Genomic DNA, 12,833 nt, shown 5'->3' with positions numbered 1-12,833 from the left:
TTTTACCTCTTTTCAGGAATCTGAGAATCCTTCTTTCGAATAGGATTGTGAGATAAAAGCTTAGGTCTGTAGTACATATACCACCAAGGAGCTCTAATACTAGTATCTTTCATATCTTGAAGCTTTACACTTCCTATCTGAGACATATAAGGAATTCCAAAAGATCTTAAAGACATAAGATGAATAAATAATCCAATGACTCCAAAAATATACCCATATAATCCTAAGAATGCAGAAAGCATTAAAAAAGTAAATCTTATGACAATAACAGGTCCAATCATTTTAGGTATTAAAAAATTTGTAATTCCAGTCAAAGCTGCTACAATCACAATAGGTGCACTTACAAATTTTGCATCTACTGCAGCCTGTCCTAGAATAATAGCTCCCACAAAGCCTATAGTAGTTCCTACAGGAGCAGGAAGACGAACTCCACTTTCTCTTAAAAGCTCAAAGGCTAATAGCATTAATAAAGCTTCTACAATAGTAGGAAATGGGACTCCTTCTCTCGCTGCAGATATACTAAGAATCAAAGGCGTTGGAATCATTTCTTGGTGAAAGGTAACGAGTGCTACATAAACAGCTGGTACACTGGTTGTCAAAAAAAATGATAAAATTCTAAGCATCCGATTGATAGTTGCATAAAAAGATCGATTGTAATAATCCTCATTTGCTTGAAAATCTTCAATAAATAAATGGGGTATACTTAATACAAATGGAGTACCATCTACTAAAATAGCAATTCTCCCTTCTAATAACCCTCCTGCAATAATATCTGGTCTTTCTGTATGTCCTACCGTAGAAAATGGAGACAAAGGAGCATCTTCTATAAATTCTTCTATGTATCCTGACTCTAAAATTCCATCTATCTCTATATCATCTAGTCTTTTATGAAGTTCTTTTAGTATTTTTTCATTGACTAAGCTTTCAATATAGCATATACATACTTTGGTATTTGTTCTTGTTCCTATTTTTTTAAACTGAAATTTTAAGTCAGAAGTTAAAATTCTTCTTCGAAGCAAAGATAAGTTCACAATTAAAGTCTCTGTAAATCCTTCTCTAGGTCCCCTTACAACTTGTTCTGATAAAGGCTCAGTAATGGCACGAAATGCCCATCCCTTTGTATCTAATATAAGAGCTTCTTTCATTCCTTCTATTAAAAGAACACTATTTCCTGATAAAATAGCTTCTACTAAATCATCTATATCCTTTTGCTTCTCTATTTCTGCTGTAGTTATAATTTTATTAGACAATAAATCTAAAATATTGATATTTTCTTTTGGATCTTTACTTTCTACAATAGGCTGAATAATAAATTCATGAATATCATCTTTTTTTACCATTCCATCAGCAAGAATCAAACAACATTTTAAACTTTGCCATTCTCTACTTTCTATTTTCCTAAAAATAATAGTCTCATCATGCTTAAAAATATTTTGGAATATAGAAATATTTTCATCTAGAGATTTTGTAAGATAAGTAGGTTGATATAAATTATTTCTATTTGTGTGATCTTGTCCGAAAAGTTTATTTTTTAGGATCCTAAACATATAAACACCCTCTACATCCTTATATAGTTTACAGTATTATTTGCTAAATTGATTTTTTCTATTCTAATACATAAATAAACCACCTATAAGAAATAGGTGGTTTATTTATGTGTTGTATGAAGATCAATATCATTCATTTCAAATACTCTTAATGCATCCTTTATTTTCTTTTCTAATGCTTTTTCTCCATATTTGTCTACTTCTTTTTTATCCTTTGATCCATGATGAAGTGATGCAGCTCCTCCGATACATCCTCCAATACATGTCATTCCTTCTATAAAATTTCCTTGGACTCTTCCTAACTTTGCTAATTTTAAAGCTTTATCACATTCCTTAATTCCATCACAACATACAGGATTTAACTCTACATTCATTCCTTCTTCCTCTATAATATGGCTCACAGCTTGTGTTACTCCTCCTGATCTAGCAAAAATTCTTCCAAAGAAAGAAGCATTGTTGAGTACATCTTCTTCACATTCCTCTACATTTATTTCTGCTGCGTCAATCATAGCACAAAGTTCCTCAAAAGTCAGTACATAATCTGTACTGCCCTTTATATCTTCCTTTTGAATTTCAGCCTTTTTTGCAGTACATGGACCTATAAATACTACCTTCGCCATAGGATCAGTTTTTTTGATAAGCCTTGATATAGCAATCATTGGAGATACAGTACTAGACACATGATCTAAAAGAGTAGGATACTCTTTTTTGATATACTCTACAAAAGAAGGACAGCAAGAAGTTGTCATAAATTCTTTTTCTTTTATTGTATCTTTAAATTCATGTGCCTCATGTAAAGCTACCATATCTGCTCCTAAAGCAGCTTCTACTACATCATGAAATCCTAATTTTTTAATGGCTGATATCATCTTCTCTATTTTTACTTCTGTAAATTGACTGGCAATAGCCGGTGCAATCACAGCATATACATGAGTCTCTTCTTTTTCATTTTTTAAAAGTTCAATCACATCTATTACAAAAGATTTATCCATTAAAGCTCCAAAAGGACATTGTATGATACATATACCACATTGTATACATTTATCATTGTCTATCACTACTTTTCTATTTTCATCAATAGATAAAGCCTTTGTAGGACATGCCCCTCTACAAGGACGCATTACATCTGAAATTGCATTATACTGACAAGCATCTCTACATCTTCCACACTCAATACATTTTTCTTGATTGATGTATGCCCTTTGTCCCACATGAAAAATAGCTCCTACAGGACACACCTCTGAACATCTATGTGCAAGACATCCTCTGCACGCCTCAGTAATTGTAAATCGATCTATAGGACATTCATCACAAGCACTTTCTAAAACTTCTATAATATTAGAATTATTTTTATCTCCTCCAATAGCAAGATTGACCCTCTCTGTGACAATAGCTCTTTCCTTATAGATGCAACATCTATTTCTTGTATTTGGATCTGCTAAAACAATATCTGGAATATTGCCTAGGTTTTCATGTAATTTTCCTTCCATGGCAAATCTAGATACTTCTTTTAAAACTTTATATTTAATCATCTGAACATTATTTTCAAATTTTCTCATCACAGCTCTCCTTATACATATGTTATTTTTACATGTTTCCCTAATTTTTTCATCAATTCTACCAATTCATCTACTACTTTTAATTTGATGGTCAAGTCTATAGGAAAATCAGTATTTTGATGTGCTGGATTGATAGCTTTTCCAACCCATAAGTGAAGATGCGTACAATCTTCTATAAGCATTTTTACAAGTTTTGAAGCCCCATCTTTGTCCCTTGGCTTATAAACTGTATTGATATCTAACGTATTCATATATTTTTTTATTTTCTCCACTACTTTACACAATGTAAGTACACCCTCTGTAACAAGTTCTATTCCATTTATAGTCGCTGTAGGAGGTATATCAGGATCATAAAAATCCATATTGACTACTAATTCTTCTTTTAATTCTCTTGCCACAATATTAGCTGCCGTTCCTCCGCAGACTACTTTTTTGCCTTCCCCTTCCATAAAACTTTTAATAACCATAGGATCATTAGATTTATCCTTTGGCGGTCCTGTAAAGAGATCTATTTCTTCTCCTTTTCTCATTTTTATGGTTACAACGGTTGTATCATCTCCAGGTTTATTCTCATATAAATTTTGACAAACTTCTATTAAGTTTTTACTTATATTCTTAGAGCATTTTTCCTTTGATGATGTTTTTTCTAAATAATCTTTCACATTATCCCATTGCCATCCTAAATTAAGAATAGCTCCTACCCCTGCATGAATCACTCCATCACTTACGATAGTTAAGGTGTCTCCTGGCTTTAATGAAAAATTGCTCTCTTTTATAATTCTTCCATTAATATTACTCTCTCTTTTTTTTATTTCCCAATATCTATTATTTCGAATTAAAATAAATGGCGGGTTATCATACTCCACTGCATATACATTTCCCTCATGACTTACCTTTATAATCGTAAAAGTAGAATAAGCAATTTTTCTCACACTACATACAGGAAGAGTATTCATAATGGTATCTACTGTTTCATCTAAGCTTACTCCCTCTGTGAGCATAGTAGCTGCAATCTTTGTAGTTAAAGTTGCTAAAATATTTGCCTTTACTCCACTTCCTAATCCATCTGCCAAAACAATAATTGTTCCATCCTTTGTATGATTAATTTCTACCTTATCCCCACATAGTTCTTCTCCATATTTATTTAAACTTTCAGAAGATACATCCATAACATAAGTCATTCTATATCACCATTTTCCTCTAAAGCAATTTGCTTTAATTTTGTAAGAATGATCTTGGTTTCTGCTGTAGTCTCCCCTAATAAGCTTGCAATCTCTTGTGCCACTCTCATTTGTTTTTCTATAACCTCTTGTGCAGCATCTATAGTTCTTTCTTTTACTCGAACAAGTTCTTTTCGATGTTTTTCCTCTGATGTAGTATTGGTCATAATTGCAAGTAAAACATTTTGTTTTTCCAAATATAAAATACTTTGTAATAATACTACCTCATATTGAGAATAAGCCATCTTATATCCTGTTATATTTTCTTTTGTATTTTTCACTTGTAAAAATAACTTTTCATCTAAAATAATAGAAACCTGTTTATTTTTTATTTCCTCTGCTTTGATTTTAAAAACTTTCTCTGCCGTAGGATTAAATTCTTTCACATTTAATTGTTCATCTACTAAAATAATAATATTTGGCGTATGTTCAAAAATTACATTGGTCAATCTTTCTGCTTTATTTCTCATAAAAGGCATACACATATTAATTTGTGCCATACCTTCAAATACAGCTTGTGCTTTTTCTCTGCAAGTATTATAACCACAACCTCCACAATTGAGTTCATCTTCTATATGATATTTTCCAATTTTTTTGAGTATTTCTTTGATCTGTTCTTCATTAGCCTTTGGTTTGATTACTTCTTTATTTAAAAACTTTTTAAAAAAATTTAATTCTTTTATTTCTGGTTGAGAGTAAGTTTTTGTATATTTTTTTTCTTTAATATAATCTTTAATTTTTCTTTGATCTTTATAAAAATCTCTTTCTCCTTTAGGCATACCTGCCCCCCCTATACAACTTCCTAAGCAGATATTTGCCTCGATACAGGCATTGTTAATTGTTCCGTTTTGTAAAGACTCAAATACTTTCATACATTGATCAATTCCATCTACATAAATCATTTCATAATCCTTTTCGTCTTTCAAAAAACTTTTTAAAACACTCCCTGCTATAGGGAAGCTTTTTCCACTTTGTAAAGCTTCTTTGTCAAAAGGAGTATTCTCTAAATTCTTGAGATGAATATTTTCTTCTTCTAGCCATTGATAAAGTTCTTCAAAAGTCAAAACACTATCTACTACTCCATCGTGTTGAAAGTGAATAGATTCTATTTTTTTTGATGGACATGGTCCAATAAAAACTACATGACCATCCATCCCATACTCTTTTTTAATCATTTTCCCATGAGCAATCATAGGAGATACAATAGGTATCAAATATTCAATTAAAGCTGGAAAATATTTCTCAATTAAATCATTGACACTGGGACAAGCAGAAGTAATATAATTATTTTTTTTCTCTTTTTTTATATATTCTTTATATAAATCTGCTACTACATCTGCTCCTACAGCAGCTTCTTCTACATAAGAAAATCCTAATTTTTTTAAAGCCGTTACAAGTTGCTCTTCACTCTCCATATCAAACGCTCCTGGAAACGAAGGTGCTACACTTGCTATGACTGTTTTTTGTGATTTTATGGCATCTTGCACTTGTTGTAGATCACTTTTTATTTGTCTAGCATTTTGTGGACAAATCATTAAACACTGTCCACATCCAATACATAAATCTTCTACAATCTCTGCTTGTTCGTTCTGAATTCGAATAGCTTTTACTGGACATGCTCTAAGACATTTATAACAATTTTTGCAATTTGCTTTTGAAAAGTTTAAGATGCTCAAGATCATAACCTCCTCAAAACAGCTTCTTCAAAGAATTCCTCAATATTTTTTTCATTTACTGAAATAATGGGGCCATCATTAACTTTAACAGATACTGCTTTTGTACACTCCCCAAGGCAAAAATCAGCTTTAATTGTTACTTGTTCATGAAGATGATATTGTTCTACAATTTTTTGCAGGCCATGAATAACATTGTATGCACCTTTTAAATGACAGGCACTTCCAATACATACATGAATGGTTATCATCTCTTCCGCTCCCTTCTTTCACCCTTTTATATTCTACTTTTAGTATACTATCATGTTAAAATTTTATCAAGATTTATAACGTTTTTCTCAAAATTAAAAAGTTAAAAACTTATTTTTACCATATTATTACATAAATGTTGTTTATATAGAATCTTATTAATAAATGGATTCTAAATTTTAAAATTCTTATCACTTCTCTAATAAGTATAAAAAAAGATAGTATGTATATACATACTATCTTTTCATATGATTCTATTTACACCTATCAATATCCCTATACAAAAAATACACATAAGTATCCATAATACCCTTTTTTTCAACATATCCCCTCCTTGCATAATTCATTATATGCAAAGGTTTTAATTAGGTATACTCTTATACAAGAATGGAACATTATCCTTTTTCTTATTCATTTTTTTCTTTGAAAAAGAATTAAAAATTGCATATCTTTTTTGGTGAAAACATTTTCCTTTTATGGTTTTAAAAATTAGAACCCTGATATTCGCTGTATTTGTTAGATAAATATAAATTTTCAGACAAATTTTTTGTTCTATTTTCTTGTTAGAAAAATAACAATCTCTTCGAATTAGAATCATTTTTTATAATTTTCTGTAAATTTACTAGGTATAAAATATATATTTATATTTTTACTTTTATCAAAATATTATCCACATTTTTTAAAAAATGTGGATAATATTTGTGAATAAATGATGCCCTCTACAAACATTGATTTTTCATAGATATTATTTTTTTATCCTCTTTTTCCACATATTTATTCTAAAATACATTTTTGACTCTGGATAATTCTGTGGATAACATAACATGCATGTAACTGTTGACTTTACTTTGTTTTAAATTTTTTATTTTTTTTATCCACATTTTATCCACAATCTATTCATCTTATTGAATCACTCATTATAATGATTTTATATTTTATCTTGCTGAAAATATTTCATGATTCCCGTATAAATACTCCATGCAACTTTCTCTTGATATTTAGAATCTTGTAAAAGCTTTTCTTCTTGTTGATTCGATAAAAAACCACATTCTATTAATACCATGGGAATGTTAGATTCTTTTAAAAGATACACATCACTTTTTTCCTTAGCTTTTCTAGTATTCCCTTTATCTAATACTTTAATTAGTTCTTCTTGTATATATTCTGATACTTTTTTACTTTCTTTTGAATCTTTAGGATAAAAGGTTTGTGCTCCATAATATTTAGAATCTCCAAAGCTATTCATATGTATACTCACAAATAAATCTGCATCACTTTCATCCCTCATTTTTTTTCTATTTCTTAAATCTTCATTTTTTTTCTTTCTAATACTTCCATCTTCAGTATAAAGGCCTACATCTTGATTCCTTGTTAAAAGGACTATTGCTCCATCTTGCTCTAATAACTTTCTTACCTTTAATGCAATAGAAAGATTTATATGACTTTCACATACACCTGATTTAGATACAGCCCCTCCATCTACCCCTCCATGACCTGCATCAATGATAATCACTTTGTTGAGCATAATCCTATTCGAAACTTCTAAAATTTGTGTAGACAAACTAAATATATATAATCCAAGACATAATACAAAAAAACGAAGAATCCATTTTTTTTTCATGACTACAATCAAACTTTCTTCCTCCTTTATACATTTTTTATAATCTATTTTATTCATAGTCATGATCATATATGAAAAAATAAAAACAGAGTGCTTACTCTGTTTCAGACTGAAAACAAACTATATTTTAGCAAAGTCATAAAAAGCGGAACAATTATTGAGAATTTGTGAAAATATAGAATAAGTGAGAAAATGCGTAGCATTACACTGTTTGAGCATAGCGAGTTTGTAATGCTATTTTCGAGCGTTTCTATATATTTTCCAAATTTGAAAATTTAGTGACACTTTTTATGACTTTGTTTATAAGCTAAAACAAAGTGCTTACTCTGTTCTTATTTTTCTAATTTAATATATCCTTTTTCTACTAACTTTTGAATATGTCCATCTACTTTTTCTTTAATGTTGATATGATATTCTTCTTCAAGAACAAACATCATGGATATGGCTACTTGAGCTACATCTAAAAGTTCTTTCGAAATCATTTCAATGACTTCTTCTTCTTCTATGTTGATCTTTTCTCCATTTAAACCTCTAAATTTTCCTATTGCTTGTGCCAGTTCTCCTGCTTCCTCCATAAGCTTTAAACAAGTGGATTCTAATCCTGGTTGTAAATTATTTAATTTAGGTAAGCTAATCTGTTTAAAAGTTGTATATTGCTTCATGGAATTGCTCCTTTCTTTTACTTTTCTATTATATATTTTATACTTTTTTTTATCATAAAAAAACCTTTTATGGTATTGTTTTTTGATCTTGATTCTTATATAATAAAAGCAAAGCTTTTACATTAAATTACATTTTTGTCACTAAATTACTATTTTTTACAAAATCTCTTGAAAATACAAGAGACTTTTTGAGTTTTTTGTCAGTTTTTAAAAAGGGGGATGAACCATGTCATCTATTGAACAAAAGAAAAAAATAGAAGCTATTTATGCTGAATTATGTGTTTTATTGAGTAAAAATGATTATGATCTCCAAACCTATGAAATCATTCAATGTAGCCAAAAATTAGATCAATTTATTGTAGATTATATGCGTAAAAAATTCTTCCTTTGAAAAATCTATAAGTAAAAATTTTTTTAAAATACATATATGCGTTATAAAAAATAAGCAAACATATATGTTTGCTTATTTTTGTAATTTTATTTGATTTTTCATCTCCAACCTTTTATCTACAAACCTTCTTACTACTACAATAATCACTGATATAGCTGGTACTCCTAAAAACATACCAATGATTCCAAATAGACTTCCACCTAATGCAATAGAAAAAATAATCCACAATGGACTAATACCCATTTTATCTCCAAGTATTTTAGGTCCCAAGTAGAAACTATCAAATTGTTGTAAAATCGCAAGAAATAATAGTACCCATAAAGCTTTTATAGGACTATAAAAAGAGACAAATATAAATCCTACGATTTCTCCAATCAAAGGCCCAAAATAAGGAATCATATTTGTAATCCCTACAATTAAACTAATCAATAATATATAGGGACTTTTCATCAAAGATAATCCTACAAATGCCATTACACCTATAATAAATGAGTCTATAGACTTTCCTATTACAAATTTTACAAATATAGTATCTGCTTCTTTAGAAAAATTTTTAAGACTTTCTATATGATCTTCCTTAAATAATGCTCTAAGAATTTTTTCTAATCCTTTGATCAAGGAATCTTTATCAATCAAAATATAAAAAGATGCAATCAAAGTAACAAATATATTTAAAGTTTTTGAAGTAAGTTCAATGACACTATCTAAAATATTATTTAATATCCCTTGAAAAATTTTACTAATATTTAAAAATAAATGATTAATATTTTTTTCAATGGTTGGAGCTATATTGTACACATCATTTTTATAAAGATTATGTACCCAATCAATAATTTTATTTTGATGATCATAAACAAAATTAGGTAAACTACTTAAAAGATCTTTTATACTCATAGATATTCTTGGAATACCATGTACCAATATAAGTACAATCATCAATATAAATAGGATAAATACACATACGGTACTAATCATTCGATTGTATTTTTGACGCTCCTTTGATAATACCTGCCCCACTACTTTTCTTTCAACCCATTTTACAATAGGATTAAAAATATAAGCAATCACTACTGCTAATAAAAATGGTTTGCAAGCATCTATGAAAATTACTAGCTTTTCATAAATAGAAGAATACAATCCATTCATATTGTCCATAAATTTATAAAATACAATAGACAATATAATAATGATTAGAGTATGTACAGAACGTTTCCATTCTTTCTTTGAAAACCAGTGTCGCATACAACCACCCCCCACTAAGCTTTATCATATATCATTATATCCTTTTGTGTACGAAAATTCACATGTATTACAAAAAAACACTACTTGGATATCCAAGTAGTGTTTTTGGTCTATCTTGATCCATGAAATAATCACAGAAAATACTATCTTTTGGAGAATTGTGGTGCACGTCTTGCTTTCTTTAATCCATATTTCTTTCTTTCTTTCATTCTAGAATCTCTTGTTAAGAAACCAGCTTTTTTAAGAATAGGTCTTAATTCTCCTTCAGCTTTTAATAATGCTCTTGAAATACCATGTCTTAATGCTCCAGCTTGTCCTGTGAATCCACCACCATGAACTTTTGCTATCACATCAAATTTTCCTTCCGTCTCAGTTAATACAAGAGGCATTCTTACTTCTCTTTTTAATGTTTCATAATCCAAGTAATTATCTATATCTCTTCCATTGATTGTAACTTTTCCTTCTCCAGGAACTAATCTTACTCTTGCAATAGAAGTTTTTCTTCTTCCTGTTCCATAGTATTGTACACTTGCCATTATATTTCCTCCTCTCCTAAGACTATATATCTAGAGTTTCTGGTCTTTGAGCTTCATGATTATGCTCAGAACCACTATATACTTTTAATTTTTTGAACATTTGTCTTCCTAAACTATTTTTTGGAAGCATTCCTTTTACAGCTAATTCAATAATTCTTTCAGGCTTTTTAGCAAGCATATCCTTAAAAGCAACTTCTTTTAAGTTTCCTACATAACCTGTATGATGTCTATACATTTTTTGATTCATTTTTTTACCTGTTACAGCAATTTTGTCTGCATTGATTACAATAACGAAATCTCCAGTATCTACATGTGGTGTATATGTTGGTTTATTTTTTCCTCTTAAAATCGATGCCACTTGTGAAGCTAAACGACCTAATGTTTTTGCCTCAGCATCTACTACGTACCACTTTCTTTCAACCTCTTGTGGCTTTGCAACAAATGATTTCATATATTTCCCTCCTAACACTACTTTTCAAAATTCACACGCATCTATATATAAAAAACCCGGGGCTAGTGGATTTTGTTATATACATATCACCAATATATTTTAATACATAGACCCGTGTGTGTCAAGGTAAATTTAAAGATTGTAATAAACTTCTGACAAATACAATCCTTGTGGTGGTGCTGTATGTCCTGCCTTTTTTCTATTCCCTGATTTTATAATATCTGAAATATCTAAATAATTTATTTTTTCTTTTCCTACATCTATAAGAGTTCCTGCTATAATACGCACCATATTATATAAAAACCCATTTCCCTTTGTTTCTAGTATGATCATTTCATCTTTTTTATATAATTTCATTTCATATATGATTCTTTTGGTATCTATCACGCTACTTCCAGATGACATAAATCCTTTAAAATCATACTCTCCTATAAAAAACTCACAAGCCCTTTCCATAGCTTCTATATTTAATGAATGAGGAACAAAATAAGAATAATTTCGAAAGATAGGCTTTCTTACAGAACCATTATATATTTTATATATATATTTTTTTCCTATAGCATCGTATCTTGCATGAAAATTTTTATTTTCTTCTTTTGCAGCTGTAATAGAAATATCCTCTGGTAAAATAGAATTTAAAGCAATAGGAATCTTTTCAACAGGAATCGTAAAATCTTCACAAAAGTTTGCCACTTGTCCTAGTGCATGGACCCCTGCATCTGTTCTTCCAGATCCATTAATTTTTACATTTTTTTTTAATATTCTCTCTAGTGCTTTTTCTATTTCTTCTTGTACCGTTCTTGCATTTTTTTGTTTTTGCCATCCATAAAAATTTGTTCCATCATATTCTATAATCATCTTTACATTCTTCATTTACACACCTTCTATATGAATCGATCTACTATGATTAATACAATCATACTCATTGTAACAAATGAAGCAATAAAATCTCTCGTATGAAAAGACAATTCTTTCATTCTTGTTCTATTTTCTCCTCCTCTATAGCATCTTGCTTCCATAGCCATAGCAAGTTCATCTGCTCTTCTAAAAGCACTAATAAATAAAGGGACCAATAAAGGTACTAAACTTTTCGCTCTATTTAATATATTTCCACTTTCAAAGTCAGCTCCTCTTGCCATTTGTGCCTTCATGATCTTATCTGTTTCTTCTAATAAAGTAGGAATAAATCTTAAGGCAATAGTCATCATCATAGATAACTCATGAGCTGGAACCCCTATTTTTTTAAATGGATTCAAAAGTTTCTCTATTCCATCTGTCAGTTGTATAGGAGAGGTAGTGAGTGTTAAAAGAGATGTTCCTATAATTAATAATATAAGCCTTAAAGCCATAAAAATTGCTTGATGTAATCCTTCTTTTGTAATATCTAATGGCCCTAACTCATATATAACTTCTCCTTTGGTCATAAATATATTAATGCTAAAAGTAAGAATAATAATTAAAAATAATGGTTTGAGTCCCCTTAACATATAAGAAGGTGGTACCTTCGAAAGAATCACTACTCCTCCTAAGAAAATTACTGGATATAAATAAGCTGTAAAATCCTTTACAATAAATAAAGCTAAAATATAAGCAAATGTAGAAAGAATTTTTATCCTTGGATCTAATCTATGAATGATAGAATCTACTGGATAATATTGTCCTATAGTAATGTCCTTTAACAT

General features: G+C 29.6%; 13 protein-coding genes. 1 reads left to right on the top strand and 12 read right to left on the bottom strand.

The features are described from left to right. Positions 1–2: 2 nt before the first annotated feature. From BN2409_RS05700 to BN2409_RS05670, 7 genes are all read right to left on the bottom strand, one after another. Positions 3–1,547 carry a spore germination protein gene (locus BN2409_RS05700; RefSeq protein WP_053955685.1) on the bottom strand — a complete coding sequence of 515 codons (1,545 nt, stop codon included), beginning with the start codon at positions 1,545–1,547 and terminating at the stop codon, positions 3–5. Between the two features lie 101 nt (positions 1,548–1,648). Then, positions 1,649–3,106 carry a 4Fe-4S dicluster domain-containing protein gene (locus BN2409_RS05695; protein WP_110942971.1) on the bottom strand — a complete coding sequence of 486 codons (1,458 nt, stop codon included), beginning with the start codon at positions 3,104–3,106 and terminating at the stop codon, positions 1,649–1,651. Positions 3,107–3,117: 11 nt separating this feature from the next. After that, positions 3,118–4,287 carry a SpoIIE family protein phosphatase gene (locus BN2409_RS05690; protein WP_053955683.1) on the bottom strand — a complete coding sequence of 390 codons (1,170 nt, stop codon included), beginning with the start codon at positions 4,285–4,287 and terminating at the stop codon, positions 3,118–3,120. Beyond that, the gene (locus tag BN2409_RS05685) at positions 4,284–6,002 is read right to left on the bottom strand and encodes a [Fe-Fe] hydrogenase large subunit C-terminal domain-containing protein (RefSeq protein WP_110942970.1); all 1,719 of its coding nucleotides are present in this window, start codon (positions 6,000–6,002) and stop codon (positions 4,284–4,286) included. Before BN2409_RS05685 ends, BN2409_RS05690 begins: the two co-directional genes overlap by 4 nt. A 2-nt stretch (positions 6,003–6,004) precedes the next feature. After that, positions 6,005–6,250: a (2Fe-2S) ferredoxin domain-containing protein gene (locus tag BN2409_RS05680; protein WP_053955681.1), complete on the bottom strand. Its 246-nt coding sequence runs from the start codon at positions 6,248–6,250 to the stop codon at positions 6,005–6,007. 926 nt (positions 6,251–7,176) lie between these two features. Next, positions 7,177–7,926 (bottom strand): N-acetylmuramoyl-L-alanine amidase CwlD, encoded by a 750-nt coding sequence (cwlD, locus tag BN2409_RS05675; protein ID WP_242847912.1) that lies wholly within the window; start codon positions 7,924–7,926, stop codon positions 7,177–7,179. Between the two features lie 275 nt (positions 7,927–8,201). After that, positions 8,202–8,531, bottom strand: a complete 330-nt coding sequence (locus tag BN2409_RS05670) for a MazG-like family protein (RefSeq protein ID WP_053955680.1) — start codon at positions 8,529–8,531, stop codon at positions 8,202–8,204. Between the two features lie 226 nt (positions 8,532–8,757). Between BN2409_RS05670 and BN2409_RS16725 the strand changes: the two genes are divergently transcribed. Continuing rightward, positions 8,758–8,922: an aspartyl-phosphate phosphatase Spo0E family protein gene (locus tag BN2409_RS16725; RefSeq protein WP_110942969.1), complete on the top strand. Its 165-nt coding sequence runs from the start codon at positions 8,758–8,760 to the stop codon at positions 8,920–8,922. A gap of 72 nt (positions 8,923–8,994) precedes the next feature. Here BN2409_RS16725 and BN2409_RS05665 read toward each other — a convergent pair whose 3' ends face one another. The 5 genes from BN2409_RS05665 to BN2409_RS05645 all read right to left on the bottom strand — a co-directional run bounded on the left by BN2409_RS05665 (position 8,995) and on the right by BN2409_RS05645 (position 12,833). Then, on the bottom strand, positions 8,995–10,164 hold the full coding sequence (locus BN2409_RS05665; protein ID WP_053955679.1) for an AI-2E family transporter: 1,170 nt from the start codon (positions 10,162–10,164) through the stop codon (positions 8,995–8,997). A gap of 143 nt (positions 10,165–10,307) precedes the next feature. Further along, positions 10,308–10,700 (bottom strand): 30S ribosomal protein S9, encoded by a 393-nt coding sequence (gene rpsI, locus BN2409_RS05660; RefSeq protein WP_053955678.1) that lies wholly within the window; start codon positions 10,698–10,700, stop codon positions 10,308–10,310. Positions 10,701–10,722: 22 nt separating this feature from the next. Next, the gene (gene rplM / locus BN2409_RS05655; protein WP_053955677.1) at positions 10,723–11,151 is read right to left on the bottom strand and encodes a 50S ribosomal protein L13; all 429 of its coding nucleotides are present in this window, start codon (positions 11,149–11,151) and stop codon (positions 10,723–10,725) included. Positions 11,152–11,283: 132 nt separating this feature from the next. Continuing rightward, positions 11,284–12,024, bottom strand: a complete 741-nt coding sequence (truA, locus tag BN2409_RS05650) for a tRNA pseudouridine(38-40) synthase TruA (RefSeq protein WP_053955676.1) — start codon at positions 12,022–12,024, stop codon at positions 11,284–11,286. Between the two features lie 11 nt (positions 12,025–12,035). Next, positions 12,036–12,833: an energy-coupling factor transporter transmembrane component T family protein gene (locus BN2409_RS05645; protein ID WP_053955675.1), complete on the bottom strand. Its 798-nt coding sequence runs from the start codon at positions 12,831–12,833 to the stop codon at positions 12,036–12,038.

Origin of the sequence: Inediibacterium massiliense, assembly GCF_001282725.1 — a bacterium.
In the GTDB taxonomy this organism is placed as follows: Bacteria; Bacillota; Clostridia; order Peptostreptococcales; family Thermotaleaceae; genus Anaerophilus; species Anaerophilus massiliensis.
The sequence above is the reverse complement of the archived record's forward strand: the minus strand, read 5'-3'. Positions and strand labels throughout refer to the sequence as shown.

Coding starts and splice junctions, on each gene's coding strand:
- BN2409_RS05700 (WP_053955685.1), bottom strand. CDS start 1,547: ATGTTTAGGATCCTAAAAAATAAACTTTTCGGACAAGATCACACAAAT.
- BN2409_RS05695 (WP_110942971.1), bottom strand. CDS start 3,106: ATGAGAAAATTTGAAAATAATGTTCAGATGATTAAATATAAAGTTTTA.
- BN2409_RS05690 (WP_053955683.1), bottom strand. CDS start 4,287: ATGACTTATGTTATGGATGTATCTTCTGAAAGTTTAAATAAATATGGA.
- BN2409_RS05680 (WP_053955681.1), bottom strand. CDS start 6,250: ATGATAACCATTCATGTATGTATTGGAAGTGCCTGTCATTTAAAAGGT.
- cwlD (WP_242847912.1), bottom strand. CDS start 7,926: ATGAATAAAATAGATTATAAAAAATGTATAAAGGAGGAAGAAAGTTTG.
- BN2409_RS05670 (WP_053955680.1), bottom strand. CDS start 8,531: ATGAAGCAATATACAACTTTTAAACAGATTAGCTTACCTAAATTAAAT.
- BN2409_RS16725 (WP_110942969.1), top strand. CDS start 8,758: ATGTCATCTATTGAACAAAAGAAAAAAATAGAAGCTATTTATGCTGAA.
- BN2409_RS05665 (WP_053955679.1), bottom strand. CDS start 10,164: ATGCGACACTGGTTTTCAAAGAAAGAATGGAAACGTTCTGTACATACT.
- rpsI (WP_053955678.1), bottom strand. CDS start 10,700: ATGGCAAGTGTACAATACTATGGAACAGGAAGAAGAAAAACTTCTATT.
- rplM (WP_053955677.1), bottom strand. CDS start 11,151: ATGAAATCATTTGTTGCAAAGCCACAAGAGGTTGAAAGAAAGTGGTAC.
- truA (WP_053955676.1), bottom strand. CDS start 12,024: ATGAAGAATGTAAAGATGATTATAGAATATGATGGAACAAATTTTTAT.
- BN2409_RS05645 (WP_053955675.1), bottom strand. CDS start 12,833: ATGTTAAAGGACATTACTATAGGACAATATTATCCAGTAGATTCTATC.